The organism is Pectobacterium betavasculorum, from assembly GCF_000749845.1.
GTDB classification, from domain to species: Bacteria; Pseudomonadota; Gammaproteobacteria; order Enterobacterales; family Enterobacteriaceae; genus Pectobacterium; species Pectobacterium betavasculorum.
Map to the genome: position 1 here is coordinate 1294207 of NZ_JQHM01000001.1, position 19966 is coordinate 1314172.

General features: G+C 51.5%; 15 protein-coding genes. 6 read left to right on the top strand and 9 right to left on the bottom strand.

Going from position 1 to position 19966, the window contains the following annotated elements:
- Window positions 1-5: 5 nt before the first annotated feature.
- On the bottom strand, window positions 6-3893 hold the full coding sequence (gene hrpA, locus KP22_RS05880; protein ID WP_039323023.1) for an ATP-dependent RNA helicase HrpA: 3888 nt from the start codon (window positions 3891-3893) through the stop codon (window positions 6-8).
- A gap of 334 nt (window positions 3894-4227) precedes the next feature.
- On the opposite strand from hrpA, the gene KP22_RS05885 reads away from it, so the two are divergent.
- Window positions 4228-4833 (top strand): FMN-dependent NADH-azoreductase, encoded by a 606-nt coding sequence (locus KP22_RS05885; protein WP_039299402.1) that lies wholly within the window; start codon window positions 4228-4230, stop codon window positions 4831-4833.
- Between the two features lie 332 nt (window positions 4834-5165).
- On the opposite strand, the gene KP22_RS05890 is transcribed toward KP22_RS05885, so the two are convergent.
- The gene (locus tag KP22_RS05890; protein ID WP_011093566.1) at window positions 5166-5396 is read right to left on the bottom strand and encodes a YnbE family lipoprotein; all 231 of its coding nucleotides are present in this window, start codon (window positions 5394-5396) and stop codon (window positions 5166-5168) included.
- Between the two features lie 15 nt (window positions 5397-5411).
- Complete coding sequence (locus KP22_RS05895; RefSeq protein WP_039323026.1) at window positions 5412-8003, bottom strand: YdbH family protein; 2592 nt, start codon at window positions 8001-8003, stop codon at window positions 5412-5414.
- Window positions 8004-8577: 574 nt separating this feature from the next.
- Between KP22_RS05895 and KP22_RS05900 the strand changes: the two genes are divergently transcribed.
- Both KP22_RS05900 and KP22_RS05905 read left to right on the top strand, forming a co-directional pair.
- Entirely contained in the window at window positions 8578-10131 is a 1554-nt protein-coding gene (locus tag KP22_RS05900; RefSeq protein WP_039299392.1) for a methyl-accepting chemotaxis protein, read from the top strand.
- A 117-nt stretch (window positions 10132-10248) separates the two neighbouring features.
- Entirely contained in the window at window positions 10249-11241 is a 993-nt protein-coding gene (locus KP22_RS05905; protein WP_039323029.1) for a 2-hydroxyacid dehydrogenase, read from the top strand.
- Between the two features lie 32 nt (window positions 11242-11273).
- On the opposite strand, the gene KP22_RS05910 is transcribed toward KP22_RS05905, so the two are convergent.
- Window positions 11274-11561 (bottom strand): putative hemolysin, encoded by a 288-nt coding sequence (locus KP22_RS05910; protein WP_039323032.1) that lies wholly within the window; start codon window positions 11559-11561, stop codon window positions 11274-11276.
- Between the two features lie 291 nt (window positions 11562-11852).
- Here KP22_RS05910 and ttcA point away from each other — a divergent pair, with 291 nt between their 5' ends.
- Window positions 11853-12788: a tRNA 2-thiocytidine(32) synthetase TtcA gene (gene ttcA / locus KP22_RS05915; RefSeq protein ID WP_039323036.1), complete on the top strand. Its 936-nt coding sequence runs from the start codon at window positions 11853-11855 to the stop codon at window positions 12786-12788.
- Window positions 12789-12909: 121 nt separating this feature from the next.
- On the opposite strand, the gene KP22_RS22530 is transcribed toward ttcA, so the two are convergent.
- From KP22_RS22530 to KP22_RS05925, 3 genes are all read right to left on the bottom strand, one after another.
- Window positions 12910-13086 (bottom strand): hypothetical protein, encoded by a 177-nt coding sequence (locus KP22_RS22530; protein WP_167333797.1) that lies wholly within the window; start codon window positions 13084-13086, stop codon window positions 12910-12912.
- A gap of 770 nt (window positions 13087-13856) precedes the next feature.
- Complete coding sequence (zntB, locus tag KP22_RS05920) at window positions 13857-14840, bottom strand: zinc transporter ZntB (protein WP_039323039.1); 984 nt, start codon at window positions 14838-14840, stop codon at window positions 13857-13859.
- Between the two features lie 149 nt (window positions 14841-14989).
- A complete protein-coding gene (locus tag KP22_RS05925; RefSeq protein ID WP_039299368.1) occupies window positions 14990-16606 on the bottom strand; it encodes a peptide ABC transporter substrate-binding protein in 1617 nt (538 codons plus the stop codon).
- Between the two features lie 165 nt (window positions 16607-16771).
- On the opposite strand from KP22_RS05925, the gene mpaA reads away from it, so the two are divergent.
- Together mpaA and tpx are read left to right on the top strand one after the other, a co-directional pair.
- On the top strand, window positions 16772-17491 hold the full coding sequence (gene mpaA / locus KP22_RS05930) for a murein tripeptide amidase MpaA (RefSeq protein ID WP_039299365.1): 720 nt from the start codon (window positions 16772-16774) through the stop codon (window positions 17489-17491).
- A 79-nt stretch (window positions 17492-17570) separates the two neighbouring features.
- Window positions 17571-18074, top strand: coding sequence for a thiol peroxidase (gene tpx, locus KP22_RS05935; RefSeq protein ID WP_005972398.1), 504 nt, complete (start codon window positions 17571-17573; stop codon window positions 18072-18074).
- Between the two features lie 67 nt (window positions 18075-18141).
- On the opposite strand, the gene tyrR is transcribed toward tpx, so the two are convergent.
- Window positions 18142-19710 (bottom strand): transcriptional regulator TyrR, encoded by a 1569-nt coding sequence (tyrR, locus tag KP22_RS05940; RefSeq protein WP_039299361.1) that lies wholly within the window; start codon window positions 19708-19710, stop codon window positions 18142-18144.
- A 33-nt stretch (window positions 19711-19743) separates the two neighbouring features.
- Window positions 19744-19950 (bottom strand): hypothetical protein, encoded by a 207-nt coding sequence (locus KP22_RS05945; protein WP_039323042.1) that lies wholly within the window; start codon window positions 19948-19950, stop codon window positions 19744-19746.
- Window positions 19951-19966: the final 16 nt, after the last annotated feature.

Here is a 19966-nt window from a genome sequence, read left to right on the forward strand (position 1 = left end):
AGAGGTTACCCTTCTACCTGCTCCATCGCCTGCAATACACGCTTATCCGAAATCGGGAACGGTGTGCCTAGCTGCTGGGCAAAGTAGCTGACGCGCAGCTCTTCAAGCATCCAACGCACCGCCTTCACATCGTCGTCATCGCGTCGTTCCGCAGGCAGCTTATTCCACCACTGCTGCCACGCTTGCTGAACCTGTTCCACTTTCAGCATCTGCGCCCTGTCACGGTGGACATCCTGCGCCAGCTTCTCCAGACGTCGCTCTATCGCGTGCAGATAACGCAGCACGTCCGGCAGGCGCTGCCAGCCGTTTTCGGTCACAAAGCCACGGAACACCAGGCCGCTCATCTGGCTCTTGATATCACTTAACGCCAGCGCCATCGCCATATCGACACGCCCTTTCAGGCGCTTGTTAATGGTGAAGACAGCCGTCAGGATTTGCTCAACCTGTTTGGCGATATCAACCACCGTGTCGTTCAGCTCTGCACGTACTTTTTCATGTAGCTGCTGGAAGGCGTCTTCCTGCCAGACCGGGCCACCGGATGACGCAATCAGCTTGTCCACCGCACAGGCGATACAGTCATCAATGAGATCCAGCACCTTACCGTATGGGTTGAAATAGAGGCCAAGTTTCGCCTTGTTCGGCAGCTTTTCATGCAGATATTTGATCGGCGACGGAATATTCAATAACAACAGACGGCGCAGCCCTTGTCGCATTACCTGTTGCTGCTGGTGCGGCGTGTCAAACAGGCGAATGGCTACGCTGTCCTTTTCATCCACCAAGGCGGGATAGGCTTTGACAGAATAGCCGCCACGCTTCTGCTCATAACAATCCGGCAGCGAACCGAAACTCCAGACGTGCAGGCCGCGTTGCTCTAACCCGTCATCCACCACGGATGACAGCGTTTGTTGCACTTTATCCTTGAGCTGATCTTTCAGCACGTTCAGGTCTTTGCCTTCCCGCTGCGTCCTGTTTTTCTCATCGATGACGCGGAACGTGATTTTTAGATGATCGGGTACCTGATCCCACTGCCACGCTTCACGCGGCACCGTAACGCCCGTCATCAGACGCAATTCACGTTCCAGCGCATCCAATAACCCTTTCTCCAATGGAGTAGCACGCGCCAGAAACGCCTCTGCATAGTTCGGCGCAGGGACAAAGTTACGGCGTAACGGCTTAGGCAACGATTTAATCAATGCGATCGTCAGTTCGCGACGCACGCCGGGAATCTGCCACTCGAAGCCTTCTTCACGCACCTGATTGAGGATAGGCAACGGAATATGTACCGTCACGCCATCCGCATCCGCGCCCGGTTCAAACTGATAGGACAGGCGCAATTTCAGCCCACCCTGATGCCAGAAGTTCGGGTAGTCCAGCGCGCTCACTTTCTCTGCGCCGTCTTTGATCAACATGCTCTTTTCAAAATTCAGCAGGTCGGCGTTATCGCGGCTGGCGCCTTTCCACCACTTGTCAAAATGACGAGACGATACAACATCATGCGGCAAACGCCGATCGTAGAAGGCAAACAGCGTTTCGTCGTCCACCATAATGTCGCGACGGCGCGATTTATGCTCTAAATCCTCTACCTCTGCCAGTAGCTTGAGGTTGGCGCGAAAAAAGGCATGATGCGTTTGCCAATCGCCTTCTACCAGCGCGTGGCGAATGAACATCTCACGCGCCAGCGTCGGATCGATTGGGCTATAGTTCACCTTACGCGCCGCGACAATCGGCAGCCCGAAGAGTGTCACCTTCTCCTGTGCCATCACCGTGCCCTGCGTTTTCTCCCAGTGAGGATCGCTATAGCTTCGTTTAATCAGGTGCTGAGCAAGCGGCTCGATCCACTCCGGTTCAATACGTGCGGCGATACGTCCCCACAGGCGGCTGGTTTCCACCAATTCGGCCACCATCGTCCATTTGGGCGGTTTTTTGAATAATCCAGAACCAGGGAAAATAGCAAATCGGGCGTTACGCGCACCGCTGAACTCTTGTTTCTCAATATCTTTCTGCCCGATATGCGACAAAAGTCCGGTGAGCAATGCACAGTGAATACTCAGGTAATCGGCCGGCTCGCTATTGACCGGTAGCCCCAATTCTTTTACCACCTGACGAAGTTGCGTGTAGATATCTTGCCATTCACGAACGCGCAGGTAGTTAAGGAAATCCATGCGGCACTGACGACGGAACTGGCTGGAAGACAGCGCCTTCTGCTGCTCACGCAGATAGTCCCACAGATTGACGAAAGCCAGAAAATCCGAATCTTTATCGGCAAAACGGCGGTGTTTTTCATCCGATGCCTGCTTCTTATCCATCGGTCTTTCGCGCGGGTCCTGAATCGACAGCGCGGCGGTGATCACCATCACTTCGCGCACACAGCCCGTTTTACGCGCTTCCAGCACCATTCGCGCCAAACGCGGATCGATCGGCAATTGCGCCAACTGTTGCCCTTGCGGCGTCAGATGGTAATGTCCGTTCTCCGCAAGATGAATCGCACCCAGTTCCTCCAACAAGCGCACGCCGTCCTGAATGTTGCGCTTATCCGGCGCTTCAACAAACGGGAACGCGGCGATATCACCGAGCCCCAGTGACGTCATTTGCAGAATAACGGAAGCCAGATTGGTGCGAAGAATTTCGGGATCGGTAAATTCAGGCCGCGACAGGAAATCCTGCTCGGAATAGAGACGGATACATACCCCGGCGGCAACGCGACCACAGCGCCCTTTGCGCTGATTCGCCGACGCCTGCGAGACAGGCTCAATCGGCAGGCGCTGCACCTTGGTGCGGAAGCTATAGCGGCTGATACGCGCGGTGCCCGGATCGATCACATAGCGAATCCCCGGCACGGTGAGTGAGGTTTCCGCCACGTTGGTCGCCAGCACGATTCGGCGTCCATGATGTGACTGGAAGACGCGGTTCTGTTCCTGATTCGACAAGCGTGCGTACAGCGGGAGAATCTCGGTATGCGGCAAATCCAGACGGGTCAGCGCTTCTGCCGTGTCGCGAATTTCACGTTCGCCGCTCATGAAGACCAGAATATCCCCCGGCCCTTCGCGCGTCAGTTCATCGACCGCATCAAAAATCGCCTGTAGCTGATCGCGATCGCTGTCATCAGCGTCTTCCACCACGGGACGATAGCGCACGTCTACCGGATAGGTCCGGCCGGACACTTCAATGATCGGTGCGTTATTAAAATGACGAGAGAAGCGCTGTGGATCGATGGTCGCTGACGTAATAATCACTTTTAAATCAGGGCGTTTCGGCAACAGCTGGCGCAAATAGCCCATAATGAAATCGATATTCAGGCTGCGTTCATGCGCCTCATCGATAATCAGCGTGTCGTACTGCATCAACAGGCGATCCTGCTGAATTTCTGCCAGCAAAATACCGTCGGTCATCAACTTGACCAGCGTATTGTCACCGACCTGATCGTTAAAACGGACTTTATACCCGACGCTGCCGCCCAGCGGCGTTTCCAACTCTGCGGCAATGCGGTCGGCAACGGTTCTGGCAGCCAGACGGCGCGGCTGCGTGTGGCCAATCAGACCATGCACACCGCGACCCAATTCGAGACAGATTTTTGGTAACTGCGTGGTCTTACCCGACCCCGTCTCACCAGCGACGATAATCACCTGATGATGACGCAGCGCTTCTAATATCTCGTCTTTTTTCTGGCTAACGGGAAGCAGTTCAGGATAGTGAATCGCCGGACAGCTTGCCCGCCGATTCTCAACTTTCTGACGTGCGGCGGCAATTTCCCCCTCAATTTCCTGAGCGATGGCAGCCTGAGCCTGCGGGCTGCTGACCTTCGCTGCGCCCTGCAAACGGCGGCGCAAACGTTGCCGATCGCGAAGCATTAGCTCACTTAACTGCGTAGATAATGCACTGAGAGGTGATTTCACGTTGCTCTTCCTTAATCGTTTTCTACTTCTTTTCTCTGTCGGGGCGACGATCGCCGCCGGATCTGGCTCGTTTGAGCCTAACCTGATTTTAAGGTACTGAATTTTTAAGTCGTGGATAGTAGCACATTGTCATAAACGGCTCTAATCGCCTCGCAGAGTCTTATGTAAGAACAGTCTTATGCAAGAACGGCTTTACTCAAGCCCTGTCTTATTCAAGAAAATCGAATAAAGACCTCGAATATTTGCACTTTTCACTTTCCAAAACGCCGCATAAGATGTGACACATCAAAGGGCGTTATGTTGTCGCCCACTTCAATCACTAAAGGAATTGGCAATGAGCAAAGTATTGGTTCTGAAATCAAGCATTCTGGCAGGTTATTCTCAGTCAAACCAACTGGCCGACCACTTCACCACCCAGTGGCAGTCTGCGCATCCAGACGATAGCATCACAGTACGCGATTTGGCCGCTCAACCGATTCCGGTGCTCGATGGTGAATTAGTCGGCGCATTGCGTCCTTCCGATGCACCACTGACTCCGCGTCAGCAGGAAGCACTGAAACTGTCCGACGATTTAATCGCTGAATTGCAGGCGCATGACATTATCGTGATCGCTGCGCCAATGTATAACTTCAACATTCCTACCCAGTTGAAGAACTACTTCGACCTGGTAGCTCGCGCAGGTGTCACGTTCCGTTACACCGAACAAGGCCCTGAAGGTCTGGTGAAAGGTAAACGCGCTATCGTATTAACCAGCCGTGGTGGCATCCATAAAGGCACACCAACCGATCTGTTGGAACCGTACCTGCGTGTGCTCCTGGGCTTCCTGGGTCTGACCGACCTTGAGTTCGTGTTCGCAGAAGGCTATGGCTACGGCCCCGATGTGGCACAGAAAGCGACCGAAGACGCAAAAAAACAGCTGTCTCATCTGGTCACCGCATAACGAACCATTATTCATTGCGAATAATGGTTCATATACCCTAAATAATTCGAGTTTCAGGCAGGCGGCAAGAGAAGGAAAAATTCGTCGGGAACGAATTTGACCAGCCAACGGCTGGCCTTCGGTGAGAGACAGGAAATCTCTCATTTCATCCCAATGAGCTTACTCAAGTAAGTGATTCGGGTGAGTGACAAGTCTGCCAGAGGCAGATTTGAACGCTGCTTGCAGCGGCCCCAACGGGGCGAGGTCCACATAAGTGGGCCGAGTAGCGCAGCCAACGCACATGCAACTTGAAGTATGACGGGTATAACGACCTTGCCATTACATTGACTTAATTATTGCGCGCCTTCCGGCGCGCTTTTCTTTATCTCATCACCTGCGGCATTGTCGGATCTTTCCAGCAGTTGCGTCGCTTCTTTATCCGCTTTGATGTGAATCTCATGCTCGATCTTCACATTCATATTGATGGTGATCGGCTCTTTGGGCGCGGCAACCTCAATGCGCGGCACACATCCTGTCAGGAAAGCCACCGTGCAACACACCAGCACTGTCTCGCTTTTGTTCATTGTTCTGCCTTGAGTTTATTCATTCGCCTGCTGTTCCAGCGTATCCCGCAAGTTATCGCCAAAGCGCAGACTGCGCCATAACTGGAAGATATTCTCCTGATGGCGATAGTTAAGAATAACCTGCTGTTTCGCACTGAGCTGCGGGTTTTTCCCCTGTACCCGCGATGTTAATGTCAGTTCACCTTGGTTATTCAGGTCAAGCGTGGCATAAGAACGCCCGATCTCCAGATAGCGTAACCAACCAATCGCCGCACCGCCTGCCAGACTTTTACTCGCTAACTCATCTGCCAGTTGATTATCCAGTCGCAGCGTCAGGAAACCATCGTTGGTAATTCGTCCACCTTCAATCAGCGTGGTCGGATGATTAAAATTCAGCGGAAGCGTACCACTCACACGTCCGGACAGCGCAAACTGCTTTTGCTTTAACACGGTTATCAGTTCGCTGAGATCAACACGCTTAACAGTGAATAGTGCCGGTTCCCGCTGCGGCCAGCGCAACGTGGACAGGCCGATATGTCCATTCAATACGTCCATATCAGCCTGAGACATAACCAGCGGTCGTTGCTCACTGTACGGATAGAAACCCTGTAGATCGACGCGAATATTACTCATCCTAAACAGGTTATCCAGCACGTCAATTCGCAGCGTGACGGGCTGCCTGACGCCCAACTGCCAGCGTTGATCTTTCAGGCGGTAAGGCAGGACAAAATTTACCCCGCTGACCTCACCATCCTGTAGCCACAGCCCACCATTTTTCACCACCCAATGCCCGCCAGCGCTAAACCCTTCTTTACGCGCGGCGGAAAATGCCGCCTGTGCGTAAAACTGTCCGGCACGGATATTCATTTTCAACAACGGAGAAAGTAGAGGCTGAAACACCTTAAGCGGTTGTGTGGGCCACCATGCACCACCGCGCAGTCGCTCACCATCCCAGCGTCCGCGCAGCCTAACGGGTCCAATATCTTCAGCCTGTAGCTGCCCCTGTAGCTGAAAATCATTCGGGCTGCGTCCCTGCATTTCCAGTGTTAACAATGAAGGCGGTAAATAGCCACCGTTGCTGAAATGCGCTCGCTCGGAAGCGAGTTGCAACGCCCCTTGAAAATGTTCGCCTGAGCGGGCACGCTGCCAACGAATCGGCTCAGTAATCGTCAGGCGCGGCTGGTGTACCGTCACAATGCCATAGCCCAGTTGGTCCAGCCCACTTGACAGTTGGCTCACTTCAATCAGCGTATCCTGCCAACGACCTCGACCCGCTACGTCCCACTGTCCTTTCAGCGGCGGCAGGCGACCGCTGCCCCAATAGCGCCATTGCCACTCCCCTTGGTCCGGCCAGAAATCCTGCGCCTGACCGTCAAGGTGCAGGTTAAAGCGCCCCCAGTATTCTTCCCGCGCCTTCACTATCGCCTGTAGTCGCCCATTCACGCCCGTCGCACTAACTCTGACACCAGCCAGCGGCCAACGCGCTTCCTCAAGGTAAATCTGCGGTGCCGGTGTTCCCCAGGCACGCAGCAGCGCGCCCGGTAAGAGAGAGAATTCGGGGTTGAGAATGGAACCTTGCAAAATCCCCGGTAGCGTCGCCGTCAGGGAGAGCGCCGGTAAGTTAGCCTGTCCGGTAAGTTGAAAACGCAATTCACTATTAAGCAGGCCTATGCTGCCCGGTCCCAGCACCAACACAGCGTTAGCCTTGCCGTTATGCCCCTGCGTCAGCATATTTAAACGCGCATTAATCGTGGTGGCATCCAGTCCTTGTCGCCAGTGCTCTAATGTCATGGCCAGTTGCCCGGAGAGGGGCTGATCCGCATGAGGCCAGCGCCAAACACCGTTAGTGACCTGAATAACGTCATCCGTCAGTTGCCACGGCAGCGAGATTAGCGGTGTCTCATCATTCGCGGCATTCAGTACCAGTTCGCCTTGCTGATTATGCCAATCCAGCAGGAGCGAAAGCGGATCCGGCGTCTGTCCTGAATCCAACTTTCCGGTGAGCCTCCCCCGTACCGGTGCGGTATCCAGCGTAGCGGCCAACTCCATCTCACCACTGACTTGCAAACGCACGAATCCAGCTGGCGTGGCGAGCATGCTTTCGTGCAGAGTCAGGCGTGTATCATTCAGCTCAGCCCTAAATGCCAACTGATCGCCCTGATAATCGAGTGTTTGTTGCCGTTTGCCATCGCTACTGAGCCTCACCTGTCCGGCATAATCCTGCCAAGGCCGTAGCGTAAATGTCTTTACCTGAATATCGGCAGCAGGCAGTCGCCGCTGCCATTGCGATAGCTGAGCCGCGGGCTCAGTGCCGTTACCTGCTGGCACATGTTGCAGGCAGTCGCTGTTTAACGTCACGGCATCAATATCGGCATGCCATCGCCAGCTATGCCAACGCAACGTCATATTCCGTACGTCAAATAGCGTGCATTCCCCAGCCGTAATACTGAACCCCGCGCTATGTAGCCCGCCGCCCTGCCAGCCAGGCACCCCATTCACGGTCAAAGACAGACCCGTTGGTAGCCAGATTTCAGCAAGACGTGGCAACCACTGAGGCAATGCCCGCCAGGATAGAAACAGCAAGGCTGCCAACAGAAAAGCGATTGGAAGTAATTGTTTTTTAATCATTAGTGAATATTAAGCATCTCGTTCAATGTCCAATCACCTGCAACAGCAGATATCGAGCATGGTACAGGCCGCATCGGTTTTTAGCCTTTCTCGCTAATCTCATCTTTACAGGCGCTCACATCAGCGCGCCCGCCTCTCACTTAACCTCATTCCCCGCCATTCTTCAACATGCGTTGCCCTCCGTGCAAATTCGCAAAGGCATAATATACTTAGCAAATGAATGTTTTTTGGTCATCAACATGTGCGTTTACAGTGAGCCATGTCGGAAACTAATTTCAAAAAGGAAACATAACAGAAGAAACTAGTGAGAATATATAAATCCCTGAGTTAATTATTTCTCAGATATTGCCGTTAATTAAATAGCGCTAATCGCTTTCCAGTTAGCTTATGGATTTAAAAATATTACGTTTATACCCTGAATAATTCGAGTACGAGACAAGACGTTATCGTTTTGATCAATGCAAAGCGTTGCCCTTAGGCTAAGGTTCCGAATGGCCAGGTCATTAAGGGAATTAATGCACAGTTACTTGGAGAATGACGGGTTTATGCTTGCTTATACTAAAAGGGTCAATAAATGCGTAAGAATTTTCCTGTCAGTGATATTCAGTATTTATTAGATGAAAAAGCTAAGCTAATGTCGGTTACAACCACCGATAGTCATATCACTTATGCAAATGACGATTTTATTGATGCCAGTGGTTACGACTTTGAGGAAATCCTCCATCAGCCTCACAATATCGTACGTCACCCAGATATGCCCCCACAGGCGTTTGCAGACATGTGGGAAACGCTGAAGACAGGAAAAATCTGGACGGCGGTCGTCAAGAATCGCCGCAAAAATGGCGATTACTATTGGGTGAAGGCCAGTACGACGCCGCTGATGAAGGAAGGGAAAATAACAGGATATATGTCGGTGCGAACGCGCGTTTCTCAGGAAGAGATTCGGCAAGCTGAAGCGCTTTATCATCAAATGAATGAGAATAAATTAAAAAACCGCCGACTGTATCAAGGGTTGTTGATTTATAAAGGGCCGCTCAAGCTCCTTAGCTTATTTAACGTCATCCCCGTACGTTGGCGGATAAGAAGCTATGTTTTCCTTTTCATGCTATTCACGCTGCTTTTCTTACTGGCCACCCTTCCACTCACCACACCGCTATTCGTTTTTGTTTTAGTGCTACTCGGCGGCGCTATAATAACCAGCGAATTATTAGTTCAACACCTGGCAAAACCATTGGAAAAGATTCTACGCCAAGCCATTAATTCCGCATCTGGGCAGGCGGATAACTCGTTTCAACTTAATCGGGTGGATGAAGTGGGCATGTTATTACGCGCCGTCAATCAGTCTGGTATGAATTTCTGCACGTTTGTCGATGATGTCAACGGCAAGCTGGCCGAACTGCGCCATGCCTGCGGCGAGATTGCCTCCGGAAATTACACGCTCAGCCAGCGCTGTGAAGATACCGCACAAAGTTTGCAATCTACTGCATCATCAATGGAAGAGCTGACGGCGACGATTCAAAGCAACGCATCAGCCTCGCAGTTGGCGACACGCTGTGCGAACGATGCCAATCAGGCCGTTGATGCCGGTGAAAAAGCGGTCAGTCAGGTAACGGATACTATGGCGACAATGACCCGCTCCAGCAAAGAGATCACCGACATCATCAGCGTGCTGGATAATCTGGCGTTCCAAACCAATATTCTGGCGCTCAATGCGGCAGTAGAGGCCGCTCATGCTGGAGAACAGGGCAAGAGTTTTGCGGTGGTCGCAGGGGAAGTCCGTATTCTGGCACAGCGTAGCGCCGCCGCCGCAAAAGACATCGCGGAAATTATCGACACCACGATTGCGAATATTCACACCAGCGATAAATTGGTCAGCCACACCAGCCAGTCGATGAATAATATCTTAATGCAGGTGCAGCAAGTTACTCAGCTCGTGCATCAGATCAGCCTGGCGACACAAGAGCAATCGCAAGGGCTGGGGCAGATTAATTCAGCGGTAAACAACATTGATGAATTGACTCGTCAAAACACCATTTTGGCAACGCATTCCAGTTCTGCAATTAACAGTCTGGAACAGCAAATTTCCACAATGTCCGAAGCCGTCTCAGTCTTTAGCACTCCTCGCTAACCCGCTTTTATACAATCTCGACCTCTTATTTCAAACCGTTACTGTCAGTCAGGTAACGGTTTGTCACCGCCTGATTTTCTGATAGCTTAATCTGAGGATCTTTCGGAGAAACCCTCAATGAAACTGGCAATTTACAGCACTAAGCAGTATGACCGTAAATATCTGGAACAGGTCAACCAGCAGTTTGGCTATGAACTAGAGTTTTTTGATTTCATGCTGACATCGCGCACCGCGAAAACAGCTGCGGGCTGTCAGGCTGTTTGCATCTTCGTAAACGATGACGGCAGTCGCGACGTGTTGATCGAACTGGCAGAGCTGGGCATTAAAACACTGGCGCTACGCTGTGCAGGTTTTAATAATGTCGATTTGGAAGCCGCCAAGGCGTTGGGTATCAGCGTCGTACGCGTTCCCGCGTATTCTCCTGAGGCCGTCGCTGAGCACGCCGTCGGCTTGATGCTGACGCTAAACCGCCGCATTCACCGCGCCTATCAACGTACCCGCGACGCGAACTTCTCTCTGGAAGGGCTGATTGGGTTCAACATGCACAACCGGACGGCAGGCATTATCGGCACCGGTAAAATCGGCATCGCCACCATGCGTATCCTGAAAGGCTTTGGCATGCGCCTGCTGGCCTTCGATCCCTATCCGAACCCGCAGGCCTTGGCATTAGGGGCGGAATATGTCGACCTAAAAACGCTGTATGCCAATGCAGACGTTATTTCTCTGCACTGTCCGCTGACGCCGGAGAATCATCATCTGCTAAATCAAGCAGCCTTTGAACAAATGAAAAATGGCGTCATGATTATCAATACCAGCCGTGGCGGGTTGATCGATTCGCAGGCCGCTATCGATGCATTGAAGCAGCAGAAAATTGGCGCGCTGGGTATGGACGTTTATGAGAACGAGCGCGATCTCTTCTTTGCCGATAAATCTAACGATGTGATTCAGGACGATGTTTTCCGCCGTCTATCGGCGTGCCACAACGTGCTGTTTACCGGACACCAGGCGTTTCTGACCGAAGAAGCGCTGATCAGCATTTCCCAAACCACGCTACAGAATCTGAAGGACATCAGCCAGAATACGCCCTGCGCCAATCTGGTTACGCCTTAAGGTTTTCTGCGGCAGTACAGGCTGCCGCACACTCACCCCGCAGGACAGCTTCCATTCATCAGCGCTTGTTCGCTACAGCGCTTACCATTTGCTAACTGACAGGCTCCCACGCTCGCACCATCAAGCTGTCTGGCGATCGCCATCGTCCCGCCAATCAATGTACAGTTGACGTCAATCGGGGAACTGCTTTTCAGTAACACCGCAGTGCTCGTATCATCATTTTGCACAGCGTCTTGTTGGGCAGCAGCGTTCTCACTATGATTACTGCATCCCGCCAGCAGGAGCGCAGCAGCAGTACATAGCCATGGCAACAATTTCATGTTTTTGCCTCGGTTCGGGTGGTCCACAGATTCCGACGCCCCATTGGGCATCAAAATCTGATGAATAATCTTTTCAGACAAAGACTATATCTATCACACCTCACATTGACAACACAGGACTCAATGCAGTCATCTCTCTGTTGAACACTCTGTTTTCTGTTACTACGGTAAAACGATCTGGCATTCGTCGCCGTAATCCGTACCATACACGCCATAATCACGCAGACCATATTGGCGTCTGCTCTGAACCGTTTTCCATCCGCAACGCCTTTTGCAACGAGCACAGATAAAATGTCAGAAAATCAACAAATTAAACAAAAAGAGCAGTACAACCTCAATAAATTGCAAAAGCGCCTGCGTCGTAACGTCGGTGAAGCCATCGCTGATTTCAATATGATTGAAGAAGGCGACCGCATTATGGTCTGCCTGTCCGGTGGAAAAGATAGCTTCACGATGCTGGAGATTTTGCGCAATTTGCAACAAAGCGCGCCAATTAACTTTTCTCTGGTCGCGGTGAATTTGGATCAGAAGCAGCCAGGTTTCCCGGAACATGTTCTGCCACAATACCTTGATAACATCGGTGTGGAATACAAGATCGTCGAAGAAAATACCTATGGGATTGTGAAGGATAAGATCCCGGAAGGGAAAACTACGTGTTCGCTGTGTTCACGTCTGCGCCGTGGGATTTTATACCGTACCGCGACGGAACTCAGCGCAACAAAAATCGCCCTTGGCCACCACCGCGACGATATTCTGCAAACACTGTTTCTGAATATGTTCTACGGTGGAAAACTGAAAGGTATGCCACCGAAGCTGATGAGCGACGACGGTCAACATATCGTCATCCGCCCTCTTGCCTACTGCCGTGAAAAAGATATCGAACGCTTTGCAGAAGCCCGTCAATATCCAATTATCCCGTGCAATCTGTGCGGCTCGCAGCCAAATCTGCAACGTCAGGTGATTAAAGATATGCTGCGCGACTGGGATAAACGCTATCCTGGCCGTATCGAAACCATGTTCAGCGCTATGCAGAACGTTGTTCCTTCTCATCTCGCCGATCATGCGCTGTTTGATTTCAAAAGCATTCGTCACGGTAGCGAAGTCGTGGACGGCGGCGATCTGGCTTTCGATCGCGAAGAACTGCCGTTACAACCTGCGGGATGGCAGCAGGAAGACGATGACGAAGCACCGTCAATGACTCGTCTTGACGTGTTGGAAATAAAATAAGCGCGACATTCTCATTAGAGGATGGCATTACCGTTAAGTACATGGACACGGTGGCAAGAAGCAGGTGTTGCTGTTTCACCACCGTGTTTTTTATTGCTGTTCTCCACTAAGCACTGGGCTGCTATCTATCTTGTGTTGGTTCAGTGACAGGTTCGTGTTCTGGCCCTGTAGGTGGAAGATCAGGGAGTGGCGGTGGATCGGGAAGTGGATAAGGTGACGGGTCGTTCGGCACAATAGGAATCGGTTCAACCGGAACCGTGTCGGCTTGTAGGTAATCCGTCGCACCTTGAATAAGCATATTTTCCTCCTCGGTGTTGGATAATGTTAAGGCAAATCCAGCGACTGAAGCAGTATAGACATGCGTTACGGCTGGCCTGGCAACACCAGCGCTTCTCTTTAAGAGTAGTAAGCTAATGAATAAAATGCCAAAGGCATTTTACAACGTCGCTTGCGACGGCCCGAAGGGTGTGGCGCGTCAGCCCACTATAATAAAATGCCAAAGGCATTTTACAACGTCGCTTGCGACGGCCCGAAGGGTGTGGCGCGTTAGCCCACTATAATAAAATGCCAAAGGCATTTTACAACGTCGCTTGCGACGGCCCGAAGGGTGTGGCGCGTTAGCCCACTATAATAAAATGCCAAAGGCATTTTATAACGTCGCTTGCGACGGCCCGAAGGGTGTGGCGCGTCAGCCCACTATAATAAAATGCCAAAGGCATTTTATAACGTCGCTTGCGACGGCCCGAAGGGTGTGGCGCGTTAGCCCACTATAATAAAATGCCAAAGGCGGCATCGTTAAGGATGGAATAGGAAAAGTAGGATCGAGGGATAAAAAAAAAGCCGACAAAACTGTCGGCATGGTGTGAATCAATTGTGCTATGCAGTAATTCAAAAAAGGAAGTAAGACAATATGGAGCGCAACGCCCATCGCTTGACGTTGCATTCACCTGCGAGAATGATAGTGCCGCACAACAAGGTAAAAAATGTTGATATTGCTCAATTTACGCGTGGTTTTTTAGCCGTTAGCGACAGTTTGTGATTATCTATGCACTCACTCACCGCGAGTTTCTATAGCCATTTACTACGCTTTAACCACCATGCAACGCTGCCAACCAATATCACCAACATCAGGCAGAACGTGAAAAAACCAAACGGCGCATCGCCGCCGGGAATTCCCCCTAAATTGACACCAAATAAACCGGTTAAGAACGTCGTCGGCAAAAAAACCATCGCCAAAAGCGACATCGTATAGGTACGACGGTTCATCGCTTCAGTCATTAAGGCGGTGATTTCATCCGAGAGTACCGTAGTGCGCGCAATACTGGCATCCAAATCCTCCAGCCCACGCCCTAACCGGTCAGCAATCTCCTGCATTCTGCGGCGGTCGTCATCCTGCATCCAAGGCAGTTTCTCACCGGAGATTCGCGAGAAAACATCGCGCTGTGGCGTCATGTAGCGGCGTAATACGATAAGCTGCTTGCGAATCAGCGCCAGCTCACCGCGTGGTGGAATCTTTTGTTCCAGTAAGTCGTCTTCCAGATCGATGATTTTCTCATGCAAATCATCAATGAACTCGCTGGTATGATCGGTCAAGGCCTCCGCGATGGAAACCAACCAGTTCCCGCTGTCCGTCGGGCCATTGCCTTCATTCAGGTCGGTAAGAATCTCGTCGATAGCCAAAATCTTACGGCGTCGGGTAGAGATAATCAGCTTGTCGGTAATGAATACTCTAACAGCCACCAGTTGGTCTGGACGTGCGTTGGCATTCAGGTTAATGCTGCGCAGCGTGATCAGCGTGCATTCACCCAAACGCGTCACTCTGGGACGGACACTTTCCCCGGCCAGCGCATTACGTACGCTATCCGGTACCACAGTCGTTTTATTCAGCCAGCGTGCGCTGGCGGGCACAGTAGAATCCAGGTGTAGCCAGCAGGGCTTCTCACTATTGACCACGTCCTGCTCGCCAATTGGGGTAATACCGCCCTTTCCGTCCAACTGATACGCATGAACCGCACCGCTGTGTTGCAACTCTTTTCCTGCCAAGGATTCCACGTCTTGCCTCCAACGGTTTTTGCTATCAGCTCTTTAACTATTTGTTCTTTTACTATCCGTTCTTTTACTACCCGTTCTTCGTTCTGCCCGCCGGAAGAACCCTCATGACCGCTCCGGCTTTATTGCTACATTATTCAATGTATTCGTACTTAATGCTTTTCGATGTAGAGCATGTGGCTATACGCAACGTCTTCAGGGTTAGTAATCGGATACCCCTTCACCCACGGCTTGATTAAACGTCCATTGGTATATTGATAGATCGGCGCAATCGGCGCTTCATCCATCAATATCTGCTCTGCCCGATTGTAGTCTGCATTCAGCGCTTGTGGGTTAGTCTGGTTACCGGCTTCGTCCAGCACACGATCATAATTCGCACTTTTAAAGCGTGCGATATTCCCGCTGTGGTGCGATGTCATCAGAGAAAGGAATGTCGAGGGTTCGTTATAGTCACCGACCCAGGACGCCCGCACGACGTCAAAATTACCGCTATTGCGGCTATCGATATAGGTTTGCCACTCTTGATTCGATAAACGTACATCAACGCCCAGCGTTTTCTTCCACATGGAAGCAACGGCAATCGCGATCTTCTGGTGGCTTTCCGAGGTGTTGTATAGCAATGAGAGTTTCAAGGGATTGTTTGGGCCATAGCCCGCCGCTGCCATCAGCGCTTTGGCCTGCGCATCCAGCTCATCCTGAGAATATTGCTGCAACAAGCTTTCCGTCGGTTTGAAGCCTGCGGTAACATCCGGCGTGAAGTGCCAGGCCGGTTTTTCCCCCGTGCCCAGCACTTTTCCGGCAATCACTTTACGGTCGATGGCGTAAGACAGCGCTTTTCGTACTCGTACATCATTGGTGGGCGCACGTTGCGTGTTAAACGCGTAGTAATAGGTGCCAAGTTGCTCCGGCGTATAAACCTGACCGGGTAAATCTTTCAGCAGCTTCTGGTACAGGTTTTTAGGAAATGACTCGGTGATATCAATATCCCCGGACAGATAGCGTTTTGTCGCGTTCGATTCCTGATTGATCGGAACAAAAGTCACTTTTGTCAGACGCGTATTGGCGTTATCCCAATAATATTGATTCTGCGTGAGTACCAACTTCTCATTAACGACGCGGTGATCCAGCTTAAATGCACCATTTCCAACCAGGTTTCCCGGCTTAGTCCAGTCGTTCCCAAATTTCTCTACCGTGGCCTGATGGACGGGAAACAGGCTGAAATTCGCGGTCAGACTAACAAAATAGGGTACAGGCTTGCTGAGTTGCACTTTCAGCGTGTGATCATTAACGGCTGTCACGCCAAGCTGATCGACGGGCATTTTGCCTGCGAGAATCTGTTCGGCGTTCTGAATCCCCGCGAGCCGGGCAAACCAGGCGAATGACGAGCTGTTTTCAGGCGTAACCAAGCGACGCCAACTGTAGACAAAATCGTTTGCCGTAACGGGCTCACCGTTAGACCAGCGGGCGTTATCACGCAGGGTAAAGATAAACGTACGGTTATCCGTCGTCTGCCAACGCAGTGCTACGCCCGGGACGATGTTCCCCTTGGCGTCCTGATTGACGAGCCCTTCAAACAAATCCCGTGCCACCTGTGCTTCCGGCAGCCCCACCGCTTTTATCGGATCGAGAGAAGCGGGTTCATCTTTAATATGACGAACGATTTCCTGTTTCTCAGCCAAAACCGTTCCCGCCGGAACCTGCGCCGCGACGGCGTTGCCCGTCATGGCCGCCATCAACGCGGCATAAAATGCAGAATATCCATAGTGCATGATGAGTTGACCTGAAAGCGTAATGAATTGATTGAAGAATATAATAGTCAGAAATCATCGCTATCATCCAGCGATACACCTGCAATTTGTCAATCCGTATCACCGTTTGCGTCTCTGGAACGATTTTTTTATGATGAAATGCATCGGTAACCACAGGGCGATATCATGGAAAATACGATCATTCCTCTTCAAGCGCGTCAGCAGCGAGGTAATTTGCCGTCGCTGGGAGAACCCTATGGGAAATCACTGTTGGGCGCACCGTTACTCTATTTTCCAGCCGAATTAGCGCCTTCAGAGAGTGGGCTGATTATTGCCGGGACACACGGAGATGAAACCGCAGCCGTTGTGGCGCTTTCGTGTGCGCTCCGCACTCTCTTTTCAGGACAGCGCCGCCATCATGTTGTTCTCGCAGTAAATCCAGATGGCTGTCAGTTGGGCCTACGTGCCAACGCTAACGGCGTCGATCTCAATCGCAATTTTCCAGCCAGTAACTGGCAGCCGGGGAATTCGGTATATCGCTGGAATAGCGCGGCAGATGAGCGCGACGTCGAGCTATCCACCGGTGAAACAGCAGGTTCAGAGCCGGAAACGAAAGCCCTTTGCACACTGATTGAGAAACTTAATCCTCGCTGGGTTGTCTCTTTTCATGAGCCACTCGCGTGTATCGAAGATCCACACGATTCCGAACTGGGTCGATGGTTGGCACAACAGTGCGGGCTGCCGCTAGTGTCCAGTATCGGTTATGACACACCGGGCTCTTTCGGAAGCTGGTGCGCCGATCGTTCGCTCCATTGCATTACCGCTGAGCTTCCGCCAATCTCGGCAGATGCGGCCAGCGAATGCTACCTGAACGCGATGGTTGCGTTGCTAAGCCAGCAATTTTAATCGTAATTTTTATACCAATGTTGCTAATGTTGCCCTAAACTGAGCAGCGTGTTAATCACCTGTAATTAAGGACGCAAACATGTCACAGAACGTACATTTTCAAGGCAATCCTGTGCCAGTAGCAGGGTCATTCCCGGCCAAAGGAAGCAAAGCGCCAGCATTCACTCTGGTAGCTAAAGATCTGTCAGATGCTTCACTCAGCAACTATGCTGGCAAGCGCAAAATCCTGAACATTTTCCCAAGCATCGATACCGGTGTTTGTGCCGCGTCCGTGCGTAAATTTAACCAGTTGGGTTCTGAACTGGATAACACCGTTGTACTGTGTATCTCTTCCGATCTGCCGTTTGCACAATCCCGTTTTTGCGGTGCAGAAGGCCTGAACAACGTGGTTGTACTGTCTACCCTGCGTGGCGGTGAGTTCAAAGAAAGCTACGGCGTCGCTATTGCTGATGGCGCATTGAAGGGTCTGACCGCCCGCGCTGTTGTCGTGCTGGATGAAAACGACAACGTGCTGCATAGCGAACTGGTGAATGAAATCACCACTGAACCAGATTATGACGCAGCACTGGCTGTTTTGAAATAAGCCATACTGTCAGTTATTGGTACTGATGATAGTGAAGAAACGGCTGCGCAAGCAGCCGTTTTGTTCTTTACTCTTCGTCATCCCCCGCAGGTTTGCGTTGGCTGAGTCCGTATTCCCGTAGTTTGTTGGCTATCGCCGTGTGTGATACCCCTAGCCGCTTCGCCAGTTTGCGTGTGCTTGGATAGGATTGATAAAGACGAGTCAGCACGGAGCGCTCAAAACGTTTGTTGATGTCATCCAGCGAGCCGTCAAGCAAGGTTTCATCTTGTGGCGCATCAATCGAAAATGCAGGGAGATCGATATCTTGCATATGCAGTTCACTACCTTCCAACTGCGTCAGCGCGCGATAAATGGTATTTCTTAATTGCCGAACGTTACCCGGCCAACCGTACTGTGGCAGGAAATGTTCCACATCTGCTGCCAGTTTAGGGCGAGGAATTCCCTGTTCGTCGGCAAAACGCGCTACAAAGAGTTCAGTCAGCGGCATAATGTCTGCCGGACGCTCACGCAGCGGCGGTAACATTAACGTGAGTACATTGAGGCGATAATAAAGATCCTCACGGAACTCACCGCGCTGCACCAGTTCCAGCAGATTTTTCTTGGTCGCGCAAATCACCCGTACATCCACATGGACTTCGTGATCTTCGCCCACGCGGCGGAATGTCCCATCATTCAGGAAACGCAGCAGTTTAGTCTGCATCTGTGCCGACATTTCACCGACTTCATCCAGCAGAACCGAGCCGCCGTTAGCCTGTTCAAAGAACCCTTTTTTACCTTCCTGGGCATTGAGATACGCGCCGGGCGCATGCCCAAACAGTTCACTTTCCATTACGTCATCGGGCAATGCTGCACAGTTCAGCGCCAGGAAAGGATTTTTACCGCGCGGTCCGCGCAGGTGGCAAGCACGCGCCAGCATATCTTTGCCTGTCCCCGTGTCACCCACGATCAACAGCGGTGCATCCAGCATCGCCAGCTTGCGGGCCTGTTCAACTACCTGACGCATTTTGGGGCTAACGGCAACGATATGATCGAATTCGTTTTCATCGTTCACGGCAAGATTCTGTAACTGTCGACCCATGCGAGCGGCCGATTTCAACATCACCAGTGCGCCTGCCGTTGCCACGTTACCGGCATCATCTTCCAAACGGACAGGCGTCATTTCCAGCAAGAAATCTTGACCACGAATCACCACGCGCTCCGCGACGACAGAGCTGTTCTTCTCCAGCCAGTGGGTGAAATTGAAACCGGGGATCATCGTGGCAATCGTCAATTCGCTGATGGTTTCTGCCGATTGTTCAAACAGCGCCAGCGCGGCCGGATTAAACAGTTCCGGTTTCCCTTTCATATCCAGCGAGAACACCGGCTCAGGCATCGACTCCAGTAGTGCATTCAACGCCCGATGTTCACGTTCAGATGGCATAAACGCCACAGTGCGCACATCGCTGACGCTTTCAATACGGCGGATTTCCGTCATCAGTGGACGGAAATCATCAAAATCGAGGGTGGCAAAATTGAGGTAAATACGGCCAATAGACGCAATTTCGATGCCGCGTAAATCAATATGGCGTGACGCAAGCAGATCTAACAGTTCACGGACCATACCAATGCGGTCTTCACAAATAACTTCCAGATGCATCAACGGCTACCTTCTTCAAGAGACACGACATGGCTATTGCAACTGATAATACCCTTTCGTTTGCACCGGATGAAGTAAAGTGGCAGCAAAAGTTGACACATCTGTACGTTTTTTCCACGTCAATAACAAAACGAGGTAAGACAGCGGCGTGGTTGCCATCGCCACAATGGTTCGAATACCTTCCAGATAATTACCAAGACGTAAGTTTTCATCAAAACTAATAACGATGGTGCAAACCATCCACCATCGTCTTCAC

Bases quoted from the DNA above. Each gene is read 5' to 3' on its own strand.
- KP22_RS05885 (WP_039299402.1), top strand. From the start codon at position 4,228: ATGAGCAAAGTATTGGTTCTGAAATCAAGCATTCTGGCAGGTTATTCT.
- KP22_RS05890 (WP_011093566.1), bottom strand. From the start codon at position 5,396: ATGAACAAAAGCGAGACAGTGCTGGTGTGTTGCACGGTGGCTTTCCTG.
- KP22_RS05895 (WP_039323026.1), bottom strand. From the start codon at position 8,003: ATGATTAAAAAACAATTACTTCCAATCGCTTTTCTGTTGGCAGCCTTG.
- KP22_RS05900 (WP_039299392.1), top strand. From the start codon at position 8,578: ATGCGTAAGAATTTTCCTGTCAGTGATATTCAGTATTTATTAGATGAA.
- KP22_RS05905 (WP_039323029.1), top strand. From the start codon at position 10,249: ATGAAACTGGCAATTTACAGCACTAAGCAGTATGACCGTAAATATCTG.
- KP22_RS05910 (WP_039323032.1), bottom strand. From the start codon at position 11,561: ATGAAATTGTTGCCATGGCTATGTACTGCTGCTGCGCTCCTGCTGGCG.
- ttcA (WP_039323036.1), top strand. From the start codon at position 11,853: ATGTCAGAAAATCAACAAATTAAACAAAAAGAGCAGTACAACCTCAAT.
- KP22_RS22530 (WP_167333797.1), bottom strand. From the start codon at position 13,086: ATGCTTATTCAAGGTGCGACGGATTACCTACAAGCCGACACGGTTCCG.
- KP22_RS05925 (WP_039299368.1), bottom strand. From the start codon at position 16,606: ATGCACTATGGATATTCTGCATTTTATGCCGCGTTGATGGCGGCCATG.
- mpaA (WP_039299365.1), top strand. From the start codon at position 16,772: ATGGAAAATACGATCATTCCTCTTCAAGCGCGTCAGCAGCGAGGTAAT.
- tpx (WP_005972398.1), top strand. From the start codon at position 17,571: ATGTCACAGAACGTACATTTTCAAGGCAATCCTGTGCCAGTAGCAGGG.
- tyrR (WP_039299361.1), bottom strand. From the start codon at position 19,710: ATGCATCTGGAAGTTATTTGTGAAGACCGCATTGGTATGGTCCGTGAA.
- KP22_RS05945 (WP_039323042.1), bottom strand. From the start codon at position 19,950: ATGGTTTGCACCATCGTTATTAGTTTTGATGAAAACTTACGTCTTGGT.